The sequence below is a fragment of the Streptomyces lydicus genome (genome assembly GCF_001729485.1).
In the GTDB taxonomy this organism is placed as follows: Bacteria; Actinomycetota; Actinomycetes; order Streptomycetales; family Streptomycetaceae; genus Streptomyces; species Streptomyces lydicus_D.
In genome coordinates, this window is record NZ_CP017157.1 from 2,830,609 (window position 1) to 2,847,219 (window position 16,611).

Below are 16,611 nucleotides of genomic sequence, written 5' to 3' on the forward strand. Positions count from 1 at the left end.
CCCCTGCCGCCGTACCGGCCTCCCCCGGAGCAGGCGCCTCCTACACCCCGGCAGCCCGCGCCGCCGCGTACACCTCCGCCGCGAGGTCCTTGAGCTCCGCGGCGTCCCGTGCCCGGCCCTGCAGATCGATCAGGATCTCCTGCACGCCCACCGCGGCGTGCGCGTGCAGGTCCTCGACGATCTGCGCCACGCTGCCCTGGAACGGCCGGCGGTCCGCGCCCTCGTAGTTCTTGCCGGTGAGCTCGGTGTTGACCCGCAGCACGCTCTGCACCGGCTCCCTGCGGCCCCGTTCGGCGGCCAGCTCCTGCAGCCGCCGCCACTGCTCGGCGAGCGCCTCGGCGCCCGTACCGACCGGCATCCAGCCGTCCGCCCGGTCGACCAGCCGGCGCAGCGCCCGTGGGCTGTTGGCCGGCAGCAGGATCGGCAGCGGCCCCTTCGGCTTGGGGCCGACGACGGACGGCGCGACGGTGGTCAGCGTCCCCTCGTACTCCACCGGGTCGGGGCCCCACACCGCGCGGCAGACGTCGATCACCTCGTCGAGGACCTCGCCGCGCTGCTCGAAGGGCGCGACGGCGGCGGCCGCGTACTCGTCCAGCGACCAGCCGGAGCCCAGGCCGGCCACCACCCGGCCGCCGCTCGCCGCGTCCAGTGAGGCGAGGGCGCGGGCCAGCTGGAAGGGGACGTGCAGCGGGGCGACCAGGACGCTGGTGCCCAGCCGCGCCCGCCGGGTGGTGGTCGCGGCCAGCGCCAGCGTCACCAGCGGGTCGGCCACCGAGCGGTACGCGTCGGGCCAGGGCAGGCCCGGGATGTTGTACAGCCCCTGGGTCGCGGGCTCCGGGAAGAGGATTCGCTCGAAGACCCACAGGCTCTCGTAGCCGGTCTCCTCCGCGGCCCGCGCCACGTCGGGCACGTCACGGCCGATGTCGTACTGCCGCATCTGCGGAAGGCCCAGGCCGAGTCGGACAGCCATGCACCGCACTCCTCTGTCTCGGGTGTCGCACCTCGTCCCCCGCGGCCAACCTACCTGCGGGGAAGGGAAGTTCAAGGAGACATCGCCGTGCCGGGCCGGCGCGGTGACCGGTTCAGCCCGGCAGCGGCGTCAGCAGCATCCGCCCCACCAGGCCCACCCCGGCGTCCAGGCGCTCGATGAATTCCTCGGTCACCTCGGTCAGCCGGCGCACGCTCCACAGTGCCCGGGCCGCCACCCAGGCGCCGTCCCTGGCCTTGTCCAGGCTCCACGAGCCGATCAGATGCGTCAGCGGATCGGCCACGTCCAGCAGATCGGGGCCCGGCATCAGCCGCTCCCGGATCCGCTCCTCCAGGCTCGTCAGCACCCCGCCCACCCGGTCGAAATCGGCCGCCAGCGCGTCCGGTTCGCACTCCAGCGCCCGGCAGGTGTCCAGCACCGCGAGCGCCAGGTCGTGGCCGATGTGGGCGTTGATCCCGGCCAGCGCGAACTGCAGCGGCCGTACGCCGGGGTGCCGGCGCAGCTGGAACAGCGGCCGCCAGCAGGCCGGCGCGGGCCGCCCGGCGGCCGCGGCGTCCACCGCGTCGAAGTAGCGCTGCGCGAAGCGGACGTCCAGCTCGCCGGCGGCCCGCGGATCGGCGAAGGCGCCGCCCCCGAGGCGTCCGGCCACCGCCTCGGTGACCGTCAGATAGATCCCGTTGAAGACGGCCACCCCGTCCTCGACGGGCAGCGCCGCGTCCAGCGCCCGCATCCGCGCGAGCACCTCGGCCACCCCGGCGCCGCCCGCGGTCGCCGGCCGGCCGTGGCCCTCGCCGCATTCCTGAAATGTCGTCATTCGCCCAGCGTGGCAGCCGGAGCGGCGATGCCGGTGTCCGCCGGTTGCTCTTGACCGGAACGGGGTAACGCCCGGCGCGCCCTCTTGTGGCGCCCACGGCGCGCACGGTCCGGCGGTCCGTCGTCCGGGCTCGGCCCGGCCCGGCCCCCGCTCAGTCCTCGTCGTACGACGAGGTGCCCTCGTCCAGCAGCGGCGGCTGGGCCTTGAGGTGGGCGGGGGCCATCGCGCGCAACGCGTGGTAGCCGCTGAGCACCACGATCGTGCCCAGCGCGATCCCGCTCAGCTCGAAGTTGTCGCTGATGTGCAGGCTGACGCCGCCGACGCCGATGATGATGCCCGCGGCGACCGGTACGAGGTTGAGCGGATTGCGCAGATCCACCTTGTTGTGCACCCAGATCTGGGCGCCCAGCAGGCCGATCATGCCGTAGAGGATGACCGTGATGCCGCCCAGCACCCCGCCGGGGATCGCCGCCACCACCGCGCCGAACTTCGGGCACAGGCCGAACAGCAGGGCGAAGCCGGCCGCCGCCCAGTAGGCCGCGGTGGAGTAGACCCGGGTCGCCGCCATCACGCCGATGTTCTCGGAGTAGGTGGTGTTGGGCGGGCCGCCGAGCGCGGTGGAGAGCACCGAGGCGGCGCCGTCCGCGGAGATCGCGGTGCCGAGCTGGTCGTCCAGCGGGTCGCCGGTCATCTCGCCGACCGCCTTGACATGTCCGGCGTTCTCCGCGACCAGCGCGATCACCACCGGCAGCGCGACCAGGATCGCCGACCACTGGAAGCTCGGGCCGTGGAAGTGCGGCAGGCCGATCCAGTCCGCCGTGCCGACCGCGGAGAAGTCCAGCCGCCAGTGGTCGGTGACCTTCCCCGCGCCGTTCACGGAGTGGATCATCCCGAAGAGCCGGTCGAAGACGAAGGAGACGACGTACCCGAAGACCAGCCCGAGGAAGATCGCGATACGGGACCAGAAGCCGCGCAGGCAGACCACCGAGAGTCCGGTGAACAGCATGGTCAGCAACGCCACCCACTGGTCCTGCGGCCAGTACGTGCTCGCCGTCACGGGCGCCAGGTTGAAGCCGATCAGCATCACCACGGCGCCGGTGACCACCGGCGGCATCACGGCATGGATGATCCGCGCCCCGAACCACTGGACGGCCACGCCGACGAGGAACAGGGCGATCCCGACCACCAGTACCGCGCCGGTCACCGTCGCGCTGGTCCCGCCCTGTGCCCGGATGACCGCGGCCACCCCGACGAACGACAGCGAACAGCCGAGGTACGACGGCACCCGGCCGCGGGTGGCCAGCAGGAAGATGACCGTGGCGACACCGGACATCATGATCGCGAGGTTGGGGTCGAGTCCCATCAGCACCGGAGCGACGAAACTCGCGCCGAACATGGCGACGACGTGCTGCGCGCCCAGTCCCACCGTGCGCGGCCACGACAGCCGCTCATCCGGTCTGACGACGGCTCCGGGGGCCGGATTGCGCCCGTCCCCATGAACGGTCCAGCGGACGCCCAGGCCCATGACTGCTCCACTTCTCCACGCGGTGATGACCGGGCAATGTTAGAGCGGCGTAAGTCCGCTTCGTCCCGGTATTGGATGGTCTGAGGTCGCTATGGCCTCGGTCACTGTCGCCCGTGGTGGGCGGTGGTCACACCGGCCCGCCGGGCAAAGCATTCTAAGCAGCCGCTTACGATTGCTCCGGCAAGCGCATCGAGCACCCCAGGAGCAACACCCCGTGAGCGTCGAACCCCGCCGGGCCGCCGGCCCCGTCCCCTACGGCCAACTGGTCCCCGTCACCGTCCACTTCGACGACCTCGATGCGCTCGGCATGCTCCACAACTCGCGCTACCCCCTGCTCGTCGAGCGCGCCTGGGCGGAGTACTGGCACGGCCGCGGCTTCGGCTTCGACGGCGACTGGGCCGCCGCGGGCGACATGTGCAACGTCATCAAGGAGATGCGGGTCTCCTACGAGCGCTCCGTCACCAGCCCCGGCCGCTACGCCGCACACCTGTGGGTGGAACGCCTCGGCCGGACCGGCCTGACCTACGGCTTCCGGCTCTGCTCGGCCGACGGGACCGAGACCTACGCGCACGGCCACCGGGTGCTGGTCCGCGTCGACGCGGGAACGCTGCGCCCCACCCCGTGGTCGGACCGGGCCCGCGCCATCGCGGCGGAGCTGCTCCGCCCCGCGGCCGACGGGGCGGACGCGACGGGCGCGGAGGCCGCCTGAGGCACGGGCCGGCCGGCGGCCCGCATGCTGCGCCCCGGGCCGCCGGTGGGTGCCGGCGGGCTCAGGACCGCTCCAGCTCGCCGGCCGCCGCCGGCGCGCCGGACGCGGTCCGGACCGGGACCCGCAGCACCCCGGCGCCCCCGACCAGCCCGCACGCCAGCGCGGTGACCAGCGCGAACGACACCGTCAGCGACGACGCCTGGGCGATGCCGCCGATCGCGGACGGGGCGATCAGCCCCGAGGTGTAGGTGATCGTGGCGACGCCCGCGATCGCCTGGCTGGGGGCCGGACCGCTGCGCCCGGCCGCCGCGAACGCCAGCGGGACCACCACCGCGATCCCGAGGCCCATCAGGCCGAACCCGGTCATCGCCGTCGCGGGGTGCCGCGCGAGGACGACCAGCAGCCCGCCGGCCGCCGCCAGCGCCCCGCCGGCCCGTACGGTGCGCACCGCGCCGAAGCGTGCCACCGCCTTGTCGCCGGCCAGCCGCGCGGCGGCCATCGTGCAGGCGAACGCGGTGGTCGACGCGGCCGCCAGGCCCGGATCGGTGCCCAGCCGGTCGCGGAGGTAGACCGCCGACCAGTCCAGACCGGCGCCCTCGGCGAACACCGCGCAGAACCCCACGGCCCCGATGACCAGCGCCGACCTGGGCGGCAGCGCGAAGCGCGGGGGCGGGTGCTCCTCGGGGGCGCTGCGCAGGTCCAGTACGTCCCGGCAGGCGAGCGCGCCGAGCAGGGTCAGGACGAGGGCCGCCCCGGCCAGATGGAGCCGGGCGTCCCAGCCGGCGTGTGCGGCGACGGTGCCGGCCGCCGAGCCCAGCAGCGCACCCACGCTCCACATGCCGTGCAGCCCCGACATGATCGGCCGGCCCAGCCGGTCCTCGGTCTCCACCCCCAGCGCGTTCATCGCGACGTCCGCCGTGCCGGAGGCCGCGCCGTACACCAGCAGCGCCGGGCACAGCGCGTACAGGCCGGGGGAGAGGGCGGGCAGGACCAGCGACAGGGTCCACAGGGCGAGCAGCCCGCGCAGTGCGGCGCGGGCGCCGAAGCGGTGGCTGATCCGGCCGGCGAGCGGCATCGCCAGGGAGGCGCCGATCGCCGGGAAGGCCAGGGCCAGCCCGAGTTGGCCGGGGGAGAGGGCGGTGTGGTCCTGGATCCAGGGGATGCGGGTGGCGAAGTTGCCGGTGACCGAGCCGTGGATCAGGAAGACCGCGGCCACGGCCCAACGGGCCCGGCGCAGGTCGCCGCGGGGGTGGGGGAGGGGGGTGACGTCATGGGGGACGTCGTTGCCGACCATGGGTGAAAAACTATCAGGAACCCTGCCTGATAATAAGAGTTCCGGACCCGCGGGGTGACAGAATCCCGCCATGCACCCACCGCGCGCGGCGGCCGCCGGCCGTACCGCCTCCCCGGCCACCGCACGACTGATCAACGACCGGCTCGCCCTGCAACTCCTGCAGTCCGAAGGCCCCCTGACGGCCGGTCAGCTGAAGGCGCTGACCGGACTGTCCCGGCCGACCGTCGCGGACCTCGTCGAGCGCCTCCAGGAGGCCGGACTGATCACCGTGGTCGGCGAGAGCGGTGCGCAGCGGCGCGGACCCAACGCCCGGCTGTACGGCATCGTGGCCGACCGCGCCCACCTCGTCGGCCTCGATCTGCGCGCGCACGGCGTCACCGTCGCGGTCGCCGACCTCCTGGGGCGGGTACGCGCCGAACGCAGCGCCCCCGTCGCTCCGGACGACGCCCCCGGCACCGCCGTCGCCACCGCGCTCGCCGCGGTGGACGCGGCCCTCGCCGCGGCGGGCGCCGACCGTCCGCACACCGTCGCGGTCGGCGCCCCCGGCCTCGTCGACCCGGCCACCGGGCGGTTCGGCGGCAGCGACCGGCTCCCCACCTGGCACGCCGCCGTCGTCGCCGAGCTGCGCGCCCGGACGTCCGCACCGGTCCTGCTGGAGAACGAGGTCAACCTCGCCGCCCTCGCCGAGCAGCGCGAGGGCGCGGCCCGCGACCACGACACCTTCGTACTGCTCTGGCTCGGCCACGGCACCGGCGCCGCCGTCGTCCTGGACGGCACCCTGCGCCGGGGCGCCTCCGGCGGAGCCGGCGAGATCGGCTTCCTGCCGGTCCCCGGCACCGGCGCCCTGCCGTCCGCCACCGACTGCGACGGTGGCTTCCACGCCCTCGTCGACTCCGCCGCGATCACCGCCCTCGCGGCGGAACACGGCATCGAGCCCCCGCCGGACGGCGTGCCCGGCGACGGCCCCCTCGCCGACGCCCCGCCCGCCGAGGCCCTCCTCCGTACCGCACTGGCCGCCGAGGACACCGGCGCCGCCTTCCTCGACGCGCTGGCCGCGCGGATCGCCCTGGGCGCGGCGGCGGTCTGCGCGGTGCTCGACCCCGGCTGTGTGGTCCTCGGCGGCGAGATCGGCCGGGCCGGCGGCGAGCCGCTCGCCGACCGGGTCGCGGACCGGCTCGCCCGGCTCTCCCCGCTGCGCACCGCCGTACGGGCGGGCACCGTCGGCGGCCGGGCGGTGCTGCGCGGCGCGGTGCTCGCCGCCCGCGACGCGGCGCAGAACGAGCTGTTCGCCCCGGCCGGCTGAGCGCCCGTCACCCCCGGCGCCGGCTGCCCGCCCGCTCGCCGCTCACCCGCTCCGCGAGGAACTCGGCGTAGGTCCGCCGCCCGTCGGCGTGCTCCGGCGTGAGGAGCCCGCCGCGGCGCATGGCGGCCGCGCCCGCCCCCGGCAGCCACAGCGGCGCCAGCAGCCGGCGCCGTCCGCCCGCCTCCAGCGTCGCGCGGACGAGCTCCCGGGCCGGGAGCACCTCGGGGCCGCCCAGGTCCGTGACCCGCCCGGCCGGTGCGCCGGCCGCCAACTCCGCGAGCCGGGCCGCCACTTCGCGCACCTCGACCGGCTGCACCCGGACGCCCGTCGGCACCGGCACCACCGGCGACCGGGCACCCGCCTTGACGACCTGGAGCACCAAATCGTGGAACTGCGTCGTCCGCAGCACCGTCCAGCCGATGCCGGAGTCCTCGATCAGCCGCTCCACCGCGAGCTTGGTCCGGTAGTAGCCGAGCGGCACCCGGTCCACGCCGACGATCGAGATGTACACCAGGTGCGGCACGCCCACCGCCCTGGCCGCGTCGATGAGGTGCCCGGCCGCCTCCGCGTCGCCGCCGGAGGGTGTCGAGGCGCAGTGCACGACCGCGTCCACCCCCGCCAGCGCCTCATGCAGGCCGGTGGCGTCCTGCAGGTCGACGGCGTGCGACCGCAGCCGGGGCCGCTCGGCGCCGGTGTGCGGCCGCCGGCTCAGCGAGTGGACGTCGTGGCCGTCGTCGAGCAGCCGGTCGATCAGGGGCCGCCCGAGCGTGCCCGTGCCGCCGGTCACCAGGATTGTCGCCATCACGGATCATTCCTTGAGGTGGATGCGTATCTGGAGAGCGCGCGCCCCTGGGGGAGCGCAGCCCGTTCCCGCTATGACGGATCACCCGGCCCCTACGTGACATCGCGCCGCGCCGGAAGCTGTGAGGCAGCCCACAGCGCTTCGCCCGCATGGGCCACGATCGGCCGTGGCAGACTGAAGCTGTACTGACATAACAGCAGCAGCGCACTCCGGGGTCGGTGTAATTCCGAACCGGCGGTAACAGTCCGCGACCCGTCCGCAGCCAGCGGCCGGTTGAGCAGGTGAAATTCCTGCACCGACGGTGAAAGTCCGGATGGGAGGCAGTGCGCGGCGGGCGAGCTTCGGTACACCGCCGTCGGCGGCGCGTTCGGTTTTTCGTTTTCCGGGCGACTCCTCTTCGCGGCTCGGTGTTCCCGTTGTGTCGTTTCCGCTTCTGTCGTCCAGACAGCCCCGGAGTCCGTGCCCGATGAGGCAGGAGGACCCGGTGGCCACCGCAGCCCCCGTCGAGACCGCGGCGATGCGCCGAGCCATCGAGCTCGCCGCGCGCGGCCTCGGGCACACCAGCCCCAACCCCGTCGTCGGGTGTGTCGTCCTGGACGCCGAGGGCCGTACGGCCGGCGAAGGCTGGCACGAACGGGCCGGCGGGCCGCACGCCGAGGTCCACGCGCTGCGCGCGGCGGGCGAACGGGCCCGGGGCGGCACCGCCGTCGTCACCCTCGAACCCTGCAACCACACCGGCCGCACCGGCCCCTGCGCCCGGGCGCTGATCGACGCCGGCGTGGCCCGCGTGGTCTACGCCGTCGCCGACCCCACCCCGACCGCCACCGGCGGCGCCGCCACCCTCGCCGCCGCCGGCATCGACATCGAGGGCGGACTGCTCGCCGACGAGGCGGCGGCCGGCAACGAAGCCTGGCTGACCTCCGTGCTCCGCGGCCGGCCCTTCGTGCTGTGGAAGTACGCCGCCACCCTGGACGGCCGGATCGCCGCCGCGGACGGCACCAGCCGCTGGATCTCCTCGCCCGAATCGCGCGCCGACGTGCACCGGCTGCGGGCCGCCGCGGACGCCGTGATCGTCGGCTCCGGCACCGCCCGGGCCGACGACCCGCAGCTCGGCGCCCGGATCAGCGGGCTGTCCGACGACGAGGTCAGCCAGCCGCTGCGGGTCGTCGTCGACTCCGGCGCCACCGCCGTGAAGGCCGGCGCCCGCGTCCTGGACGGCACCGCCCCCACCCTCATCGCGGTCGCCGAGGACGCCGACGCCGCCCACCTCGACGGGCTCGCCCCGCTGGTGCGGCTGCCGCGCGCCGCCGACCGGCGGGGCCTGCACATCCCCGCCCTCCTCCAGGCGCTCCATCAGCGCGACGTGCGCTCCGTCCTGCTCGAAGGCGGCCCCACGCTGGCCGGTGCGTTCCTCGCCGCCCGGGTCGTCGACAAGGTCGTCGGCTACCTCGCGCCGGTACTGCTCGGCGCCGGACCGGCCGCCGTCGGCGACGCCGGAATCACCACCATCGCCCAGGCGTTGCGGCTGGACGTGACCGACGTCGCACGGCTCGGCCCCGACCTGCGCATCACCGCCACGCCGCTCCGCCCCGCCCTCCACGAGGAGAACTGAAGTGTTCACCGGAATCGTCGAAGAACTGGGTGAGGTCGTCGCCATCGAGCACCTCGGTGACGCTGCCTCGGCCACCGCCGGGGGTGCCCCCGGCAGCGCCGCCCGGTTCCGTCTGCGCGGCCCCGTCGTCACCGAGGACGCCAAGCACGGCGACTCGATCGCCGTCAACGGCGTCTGTCTGACGGTCGTGGACACCGCCGACGGGGAGTTCACCGCCGATGTGATGGCCGAGACGCTGAACCGCTCCAGCCTGGGCGTGCTGGCCACCGGCTCGCGGGTCAACCTGGAGCGCCCCATGGCGCTCGGCGGACGGCTCGGCGGTCACCTCGTCCAGGGCCACGTCGACGGCACCGGCACCATCGTCGAGCGCACCCCCGCGGAGCACTGGGAACTCGTCAAGGTCGCGCTGCCGGCCGCGCTGTCCCGCTACGTCGTCGAGAAGGGCTCCATCACCGTCGACGGCGTCAGCCTCACCGTCGTCGACGCCGGTGACGACTACTTCACCATCAGCCTCATCCCCACCACCCTCGCCCTGACCACCCTGGGCATCAAGAAGGCGGGCGACCCCGTCAACCTCGAGGTCGACGTCCTCGCCAAGTACGTCGAGCGGCTCCTCGGCCGCGGCTCCGACGACCTCAGGGACCTCGACGACATCAAGGAGATGGACCGGTGAGCGTCCTCGACCCGCTGAACGGCGTGGCCTTCACGGCCTTCGGACAGCACGTCATCTGGTCGGACATGATCGGCAACACCGTCGGTCTGGCCGCCCTGGCCCTCGGCTGGCGGCGCTCCATATGGACCTGGCCCGCCCAGTTCCTCTCCGGCGTCATCCTCGTCGCGGCCTACGCCTCCGCCCACCTCAGCGGCGGCGTGGGCAAGCAACTCCTCGTCATCGGCGTGGCGTTGTGGGGCTGGCGGCAGTGGCAGCGCGGCCGCCGGCAGGCCCAGGACGGTTCGATCGCCGTCCGCTTCGCCGGCCGGCGCGAGCGCGGTCTGCTGCTCGCCGGCACCGCCCTGGGCACCGCCGCCGTCGGCGGTCTGTTCACCCTCGTCCCGCAGCTGTCCTGGAACCCCTGGCCGGACGCCTACATCTTCGTCGGCACGCTCGCCGCGATGGTGGCCCAGGCCCGCGGCCTGGTCGAGTTCTGGTTCGCCTGGCTGCTGGTCGACGTGGTCGGCGTGCCGCTCGCCTTCAGCAGCGGCCTCGTCTTCTCCGGCTTCGTCTACGTCGTCTATCTCGCCCTCGTCGTGTGGGGCATGCGCGACTGGTGGCTGCGCTCGCGGGCCGCCGCCGACCGCACCGTCCTGGAAGGAGCAGCGGCATGACCGCCCTCAAGAGCTGGTACGACACGGACGGTGACGCCCTCGTCCTCGACCCCGTCGAGCAGGCCGTCGCCGACATCGCCTCGGGCCGCCCCGTGGTCGTCGTGGACGACGAGAACCGCGAGAACGAGGGCGACCTCGTCGTCGCCGCGGAGAAGGCCACCCCCGAGATCGTCGCCTTCATGATGAGCGAGTGCCGCGGGCTGATCTGCGCCCCCATGGAGGGCCCGGAGCTCGACCGGCTGGAGCTCCCGCAGATGGTCGAGCACAACACCGAGTCGATGCGGACCGCCTTCACCGTCTCCGTCGACGCCACCGCCGCCCACGGCGTCAGCACCGGCATCTCCGCCGCCGACCGCGCCACCACCCTGCGGCTGCTCGCCTCCGGCGAGTCCGGCCCCGGCGACTTCGTCCGGCCCGGCCACATCTTCCCGCTGCGTGCCCGGCCGGGCGGCGTACTGGTGCGCAACGGCCACACCGAGGCCGGCGTCGACCTGGCCCGGCTCGCCGGACTGCGGCCGGCCGCCGCCATCGTGGAGATCGCCGGCGAGGACGGCACGATGCTGCGACTGCCCGAGCTGGTCCCGTTCGCCCGCAAGCACGGCCTGTCGATCATCTCCATCGAGGACCTGATCGCCTACCGGCAGTCGTCCGAGCCCACCGTCCGCCGCGAGGCCGCCACCCGGCTGCCCACCGCACACGGCGAGTTCACCGCGTACGGCTACCGTTCCGCCGTGGACGGCGTGGAGCACATCGCGCTGGTCGCCGGCGACCTCGGCGACGGCGAGGACGTCCTGGTCAGGGTCCACTCCGAATGCCTGACCGGCGACATCTTCCACTCGCTGCGCTGCGACTGCGGCCCCCAGCTGGAGGCATCGCTGCAGCGGATCTCCGAGGCCGGCCGCGGCGTGGTGATCTACCTCCGCGGCCACGAGGGACGCGGCATCGGGCTGCTGTCCAAGCTGCGCGCCTACGAACTCCAGGAGCGCGGCCGCGACACCCTCGACGCCAACCTGGAACTGGGGCTGCCCGCCGACTCCCGCGACTACGCCGCGGGCGCGCAGATGCTCCAGGACCTGGGCGTGCGCTCGCTGCGCCTGATGACCAACAATCCCGAGAAGACCGCCGCCCTGGTGCGGCACGGCCTCACGGTCTCCGGCCGTGAGCCGATGCCCGTCAAGGCCGGTGAGCACAATCTGCGGTACCTGCGCACCAAGCGGGACCGCATGGGCCACGACCTGCCCTGGCTCGACCCCGGTGCGGGCACCGATCCCCGGACGCCCCCCGGCGTCGCGACCACCTGCGACAACCAGTAATCCCCCCACGTCACCACCAACCGGCACCATCACCCGTACGAGGAGAACCGTGAGCGGCAAGGGCGCACCCGAACTGACCGTGAAGAACTGTGGCGACCTGCGGGTGGCCGTCATCGCCGCCCAGTGGCACGACAAGGTCATGGACGGCCTGGTCGACGGCGCGCTGCGGGCGCTGACCGAGCTGGGCATCGACGAGCCGACGCTGCTGCGGGTACCCGGCACCTTCGAGCTGCCCGTCGTCGCCAAGGTCCTGGCCGGCCGCGGCTACGACGCGGTGGTCGCGCTCGGCGTGGTGATCAGGGGCGGCACGCCGCACTTCGACTACGTCTGCCAGGGGGTCACCCAGGGCCTGACGCAGGTGGCCGTCGACACCGGCGTCCCCGTCGGCTTCGGCGTACTGACCTGCGACAACGAGGAGCAGGCGCTGGACCGCGCCGGCCTGGAGGGGTCCACCGAGGACAAGGGCCACGAAGCGGTCACCGCCGCCGTCGCCACCGCCGCCACCCTGCGCACGGTCTCCGAGCCCTGGCGCTGAGCCCACCATTCGAGCCGCTGCGCGGAGCGGTACCCCAACCGCGTAGGGTAGTCACCATCATGTCCAAGAAGACGTTCGAGGAGCTCTTCGCCGAGCTCCAGCAGAAGGCCGCCACCGGCGACCCCGCCACCTCCCGTACCGCCGAGCTGGTGCAGGCCGGTGTCCATACGATCGGCAAGAAGGTCGTCGAGGAGGCCGCCGAGGTCTGGATGGCCGCCGAGTACGAATCCCACGAGGCGGCCGCCGAGGAGATCTCGCAGCTCCTCTACCACCTCCAGGTCATGATGGTCGCCAAGGGCATCTCCCTCGACGACGTCTACGCCCACCTCTGATCATCCCCGCCACCCCAACACCTCTCAGCTGTAAAGGAACTCGCTCTCATGCTGCGCATCGCTGTCCCCAACAAGGGTTCACTGTCCGAGCCTGCGTCGGCGATGCTCCATGAGGCCGGCTACCGCCAGCGCAAGGACCGCAGGGAACTGGTCCTGGTCGACGCCGAGAACGAGGTCGAGTTCTTCTTCCTCCGCCCCCGCGACATCGCGGTCTACGTCGGCTCCGGCAAGCTCGACATCGGCATCACCGGCCGTGACCTGCTGCTGGACTCCGGCTCGCCGGCCGAGGAGATCATGCAGCTGGGCTTCGCCGGCTCGACCTTCCGCTACGCCACCCGCCCCGGCACCGCCAAGGACGTCACCGAGTTCGGCGGCATGACCGTCGCCACCTCGTTCTCCGGCCTGGTCACCCAGCACCTCGCCGACAACGGCGTGGACGCCTCGGTGGTCCACCTCGACGGAGCGGTCGAGACCGCCATCCAGCTCGGTGTCGCCGAGATCATCGCGGACGTGGTCGAGACCGGCACCACCCTGCGCAACGCCGGTCTGGAGATCATCGGCGAGCCGATCCTCAAGTCCGAGGCCGTGGTCATCCGCGGTACCGGCGCGCCGGACGACGACCCGAAGGTCCGCCAGTTCCTCCGCCGTATGCAGGGCGTCCTGGTGGCCCGCCGGTACGTGATGATGGACTACGACATCCGCGTCGAGCACGTGGAGAAGGCCGTGGCGCTCACGCCGGGCCTGGAGTCGCCGACCGTCTCCCCGCTGCACCACGAGGGCTGGGTCGCGGTCCGCTCGATGGTCCCGTCCAAGGAAGCCCAGCGCATCATGGACGAGCTCTACGACCTCGGCGCCCGCGCGATCCTGACCACCGGCATCCACGCCTGCCGGCTCTGAGCCGCGGCCGCACCCCACCCCTCCCCACGACGGAAGACCGACGACGTGTCCTCGGCACCCCCCGCCCCGCTCCCCGGCCTCCCGGTGACGTTCCGGCCGACCCGCACCCGGGTCGTGCTGTACACCGTCGGCCTCGCCCAGCTCGCCGCCCTCACGGCGATCGCGCTGGCGCTGCCGACGCTGACCGGCGGCGAGCGGATCAGCTTCATCGTCACCGGACTGCTGGTGGGTGCCGTCCTCCTGCTGCTCAGCCGCCCCAGGGTGGTCGCGCGGCCGGAGGGCGTCACGGTCGTCAACCTCACCACCAAGCGGGAGCTGGCCTGGGCGCAGATCGTCCGGGTCAACCTCCGTCAGGGTGACCCGTGGGTCCACCTCGACCTCGCCGACGGAACCAGCCTGCCCGCCATGGGCATCCAGCCCGGCATCGCCAGGGAACAGGCCCTCCGCGACGCCCGGGCGCTGCGCGACCTCACCGAGAAGCATGGTGCGCTCCACCACACGGCCGGATGAGCCTGCCCTTATCCGGGCCCTCCTGTTTACTCTGTTTCCCGGGGCGCGTGCCTGCGCCCTGCCCCTCAGTGGGCCCACCACGACCCGAGGAGTGACTCCCTCCGGCAATGGACGGATCGTCCTGTAGTACCTGCGCCGCCCCTCCCCAACCCCCGCACACCACGGAGGCGGCGGCATGACCGGCCCCCTGCTGCTGCTCGCGGCAGCCCTCGTGCTGATCCTCGCCAACGGATTCTTCGTCGCCGCCGAGTTCGGCCTCGTCACCGTCGAGAAGGCGGACGCCGAACGGTCCGCGGCGGACGGCGACCGCCGCGCCCGCACCGTCGTCTCCGCACTGCGGGAACTCTCCTTCCAGCTGTCGGGCACCCAACTCGGCATCACGATCACCTCCTTGGTGGTCGGCATGCTCGCCGAGCCGGCGCTCGCCGAACTGCTGGCGGGCCCGCTGCTGCTGACCGGTCTGCCCAAGGGCGCGGTCCCCGGCGTCGCCGTGGTCCTCGGCATGCTGCTGGCCTCCGCCGTCCAGATGGTGGTCGGCGAGCTGGTGCCGAAGAACTGGGCGGTCTCCAAGCCGCTCCAGGTCGCCAGCCTCGTCGCCGGTCCGCAGCAGGCGTTCTCCCGCTTCTTCCGGCCGGTGATCACCCTGCTGAACACCGTCGCCAACCGCCTGGTCCGCGCCCTGGGCGTGGAGCCGACCGACGAGCTGGCCTCCGCCCGCACGCCCGGCGAACTGGTCTCCCTCGCCCGGCACTCGGCCCGCGCCGGCGCCATCGAACAGGACACCGCCGACCTCTTCGTGCGCACCCTGTCGCTGGGCGACCTGACCGCGGAGAACGTCATGACGCCCCGGGTGCGGGTCAGCGCCCTCCAGGTGACCGCGACCGCCGAGGACGTGGTGAACCTGACCCGCGCCACCGGCCTGTCCCGCTTCCCCGTCTACCACACCCGCCTCGACGAGGTCGTCGGCATGGTGCACCTGAAGGACGCCCTGGCCGTGCCCGCGGACGACCGGCTGCGCACCCCCGTGGGGCGGATCGCGATGGCGCCGCTGCTGGTGCCGGAGACGCTGCCGGTGCAGCCGCTGCTGGAACGGCTGCGCAGCGAGCAGCCGATCGCGGTGGTCGTCGACGAGTACGGCGGCACGGCCGGCGTGGTCACGCTGGAGGACATCATCGAGGAACTCGTCGGCGAGGTCCGCGACGAGCACGACGGCGTGGACCTGCCCGAGCTGGGGCAGGCTCCGCCCGAGGAGGGCCGTCCCGCCTGGGACGCCGACGGCGGCTGCCGGGTGGACACCCTGCGCAAGATCGGCCTGGACGCCCCGGAAGGACCGTACGAGACGGTGGCAGGACTGGTGGCACACATACTCGGCCGGATCCCGGCCCCCGGCGACACCGCGGAACTCGACGGCTGGCGGCTGCGGGTGCGGCTGGTGTCCCACCACCGCGCCGAGCGGATAAGGCTCGTCCGGACGGCACCGGCCCCGTCGGCCGCCCGGGAGCCCGCCGCGGCGGGCGCGGAGGTCGCCCGATGACGCTGGTCCAGCTGCTCTTCGCGATACTCCTCGTGCTCGCCAACGGCTTCTTCGTCGGTGCCGAGTTCGCCCTGGTCTCGGTCCGCCGCTCGCAGATCGAACCGCTGGCGACCGAGGGCTCCTCCCGGGCCCGGCAGGTGCTGCACGGGCTGGAGAACCTCCCGCAGATGATGGCCGCCGCCCAGTTCGGCATCACCGTCTGCTCCCTGACCCTCGGCGCGGTCGCCGAACCGACCGTCGCCCACCTGCTGGAGCCGCTCTTCGAGGCGGTCCACCTCCCCGCCGCGCTGGTCCACCCGCTCGGCTACGTCCTCGCCCTGGCGCTGGTGGTCTTCCTGCACCTCGTCATCGGCGAGATGGTCCCCAAGAACCTGGCGATGGCGGCGCCCGAGAAGACCGCCCTGTGGTTCAGCCCGGGCCTGGTCGCCTTCGCCCGGCTGTGCCGCCCGGTCACGGCCCTCCTCGGGGCCTGTGCCCACGGGGTGCTGCGGCTCTTCCGCGTCGAGCCGAAGGACGAGGTCGAGGCGGTCTTCACCAGCGAACAGCTGACCCACCTCGTCGAGGACTCCGGCCAGGCGGGCCTGCTCGAACCGGCCGAGCAGGAGCGCCTCTCCGACGCCCTGGAGCTCGGCAGCCGTCCCGTCACCGATGTCCTCCTCGACCCGGCGGCGCTGATCACCGTCGATCCGGCGGTGACGCCCCGCCAGGTGGAGGAACTGACCGTACGGACCGGCTACTCCCGCTTCCCGGTGTGCGCGCCGGGCGGGGCGTACATGGGCTATCTGCACGTCAAGGACGTCCTCGACCTGGAGGAACGGGACCGGGCGGTGCCGCAGCGGATCTGGCACGCGATGACCACGCTGCGGGCCGAGCTGCCCCTGGACGACGCGCTGACGGCGATGCGCCGGGCCGCCTCCCACCTCGCGGCGGTGTCCGACGCCGGCGGGCGGGTGCTGGGGCTGGTGGCCCTGGAGGACGTGCTGGAGATGCTCGTCGGGGAGGTCCGCGATCCCGCGCACCGGCGGACACCGGAGCCCCGCGGTGAGACGGTGCTGCCGGCCGAGGACCGGGCGATGGCGGGCTGACCGGGCCACGGTACGGCGGGGCCGTGGGACGT

17 protein-coding genes and 1 riboswitch are annotated in these 16,611 nt (G+C 73.6%); of the genes, 12 read left to right on the forward strand and 5 right to left on the reverse strand.

What is annotated here, in order from left to right:
- Positions 1-40: 40 nt before the first annotated feature.
- The 3 genes from SL103_RS12275 to SL103_RS12285 all read right to left on the reverse strand — a co-directional run bounded on the left by SL103_RS12275 (position 41) and on the right by SL103_RS12285 (position 3,327).
- Entirely contained in the window at positions 41-970 is a 930-nt protein-coding gene (locus SL103_RS12275; protein WP_069568887.1) for an LLM class F420-dependent oxidoreductase, read from the reverse strand.
- A 112-nt stretch (positions 971-1,082) separates the two neighbouring features.
- Positions 1,083-1,802: a DUF5995 family protein gene (locus SL103_RS12280; RefSeq protein WP_432215349.1), complete on the reverse strand. Its 720-nt coding sequence runs from the start codon at positions 1,800-1,802 to the stop codon at positions 1,083-1,085.
- Between the two features lie 151 nt (positions 1,803-1,953).
- A complete protein-coding gene (locus SL103_RS12285; RefSeq protein ID WP_069568888.1) occupies positions 1,954-3,327 on the reverse strand; it encodes a uracil-xanthine permease family protein in 1,374 nt (457 codons plus the stop codon).
- Between the two features lie 214 nt (positions 3,328-3,541).
- Here SL103_RS12285 and SL103_RS12290 point away from each other — a divergent pair, with 214 nt between their 5' ends.
- Positions 3,542-4,036 (forward strand): acyl-CoA thioesterase, encoded by a 495-nt coding sequence (locus tag SL103_RS12290; RefSeq protein ID WP_069568889.1) that lies wholly within the window; start codon positions 3,542-3,544, stop codon positions 4,034-4,036.
- A gap of 61 nt (positions 4,037-4,097) precedes the next feature.
- On the opposite strand, the gene SL103_RS12295 is transcribed toward SL103_RS12290, so the two are convergent.
- Positions 4,098-5,330: an MFS transporter gene (locus SL103_RS12295; protein ID WP_069568890.1), complete on the reverse strand. Its 1,233-nt coding sequence runs from the start codon at positions 5,328-5,330 to the stop codon at positions 4,098-4,100.
- Between the two features lie 70 nt (positions 5,331-5,400).
- On the opposite strand from SL103_RS12295, the gene SL103_RS12300 reads away from it, so the two are divergent.
- On the forward strand, positions 5,401-6,633 hold the full coding sequence (locus tag SL103_RS12300; RefSeq protein WP_069568891.1) for an ROK family transcriptional regulator: 1,233 nt from the start codon (positions 5,401-5,403) through the stop codon (positions 6,631-6,633).
- Positions 6,634-6,640: 7 nt separating this feature from the next.
- On the opposite strand, the gene SL103_RS12305 is transcribed toward SL103_RS12300, so the two are convergent.
- A complete protein-coding gene (locus tag SL103_RS12305; protein ID WP_069568892.1) occupies positions 6,641-7,435 on the reverse strand; it encodes an SDR family oxidoreductase in 795 nt (264 codons plus the stop codon).
- A gap of 200 nt (positions 7,436-7,635) precedes the next feature.
- Positions 7,636-7,766: riboswitch (FMN riboswitch) on the forward strand.
- A 135-nt stretch (positions 7,767-7,901) separates the two neighbouring features.
- Between SL103_RS12305 and ribD the strand changes: the two genes are divergently transcribed.
- From ribD to SL103_RS12355, 10 genes are all read left to right on the forward strand, one after another.
- Positions 7,902-9,047, forward strand: a complete 1,146-nt coding sequence (gene ribD / locus SL103_RS12310; RefSeq protein ID WP_069568893.1) for a bifunctional diaminohydroxyphosphoribosylaminopyrimidine deaminase/5-amino-6-(5-phosphoribosylamino)uracil reductase RibD — start codon at positions 7,902-7,904, stop codon at positions 9,045-9,047.
- A 1-nt stretch (position 9,048) separates the two neighbouring features.
- Positions 9,049-9,720, forward strand: coding sequence for a riboflavin synthase (locus SL103_RS12315; protein WP_069568894.1), 672 nt, complete (start codon positions 9,049-9,051; stop codon positions 9,718-9,720).
- Positions 9,717-10,373 (forward strand): nicotinamide mononucleotide transporter family protein, encoded by a 657-nt coding sequence (locus SL103_RS12320; RefSeq protein ID WP_069568895.1) that lies wholly within the window; start codon positions 9,717-9,719, stop codon positions 10,371-10,373. Before SL103_RS12315 ends, SL103_RS12320 begins: the two co-directional genes overlap by 4 nt.
- On the forward strand, positions 10,370-11,686 hold the full coding sequence (locus SL103_RS12325; protein ID WP_069568896.1) for a bifunctional 3,4-dihydroxy-2-butanone-4-phosphate synthase/GTP cyclohydrolase II: 1,317 nt from the start codon (positions 10,370-10,372) through the stop codon (positions 11,684-11,686). Before SL103_RS12320 ends, SL103_RS12325 begins: the two co-directional genes overlap by 4 nt.
- Before the next feature lie 49 nt (positions 11,687-11,735).
- Positions 11,736-12,221 (forward strand): 6,7-dimethyl-8-ribityllumazine synthase, encoded by a 486-nt coding sequence (gene ribH / locus SL103_RS12330; RefSeq protein WP_033267884.1) that lies wholly within the window; start codon positions 11,736-11,738, stop codon positions 12,219-12,221.
- 59 nt (positions 12,222-12,280) lie between these two features.
- A complete protein-coding gene (locus SL103_RS12335; protein ID WP_030412067.1) occupies positions 12,281-12,553 on the forward strand; it encodes a phosphoribosyl-ATP diphosphatase in 273 nt (90 codons plus the stop codon).
- 48 nt (positions 12,554-12,601) lie between these two features.
- On the forward strand, positions 12,602-13,450 hold the full coding sequence (gene hisG, locus SL103_RS12340) for an ATP phosphoribosyltransferase (protein WP_069568897.1): 849 nt from the start codon (positions 12,602-12,604) through the stop codon (positions 13,448-13,450).
- 45 nt (positions 13,451-13,495) lie between these two features.
- Complete coding sequence (locus SL103_RS12345; RefSeq protein ID WP_069568898.1) at positions 13,496-13,960, forward strand: PH domain-containing protein; 465 nt, start codon at positions 13,496-13,498, stop codon at positions 13,958-13,960.
- A 175-nt stretch (positions 13,961-14,135) separates the two neighbouring features.
- Positions 14,136-15,494, forward strand: a complete 1,359-nt coding sequence (locus SL103_RS12350) for a hemolysin family protein (protein ID WP_069568899.1) — start codon at positions 14,136-14,138, stop codon at positions 15,492-15,494.
- Positions 15,491-16,579, forward strand: coding sequence for a hemolysin family protein (locus SL103_RS12355; RefSeq protein ID WP_069568900.1), 1,089 nt, complete (start codon positions 15,491-15,493; stop codon positions 16,577-16,579). The genes SL103_RS12350 and SL103_RS12355 overlap by 4 nt, the downstream gene beginning before the upstream one ends.
- The last annotated feature ends 32 nt before the right edge of the window (positions 16,580-16,611 follow it).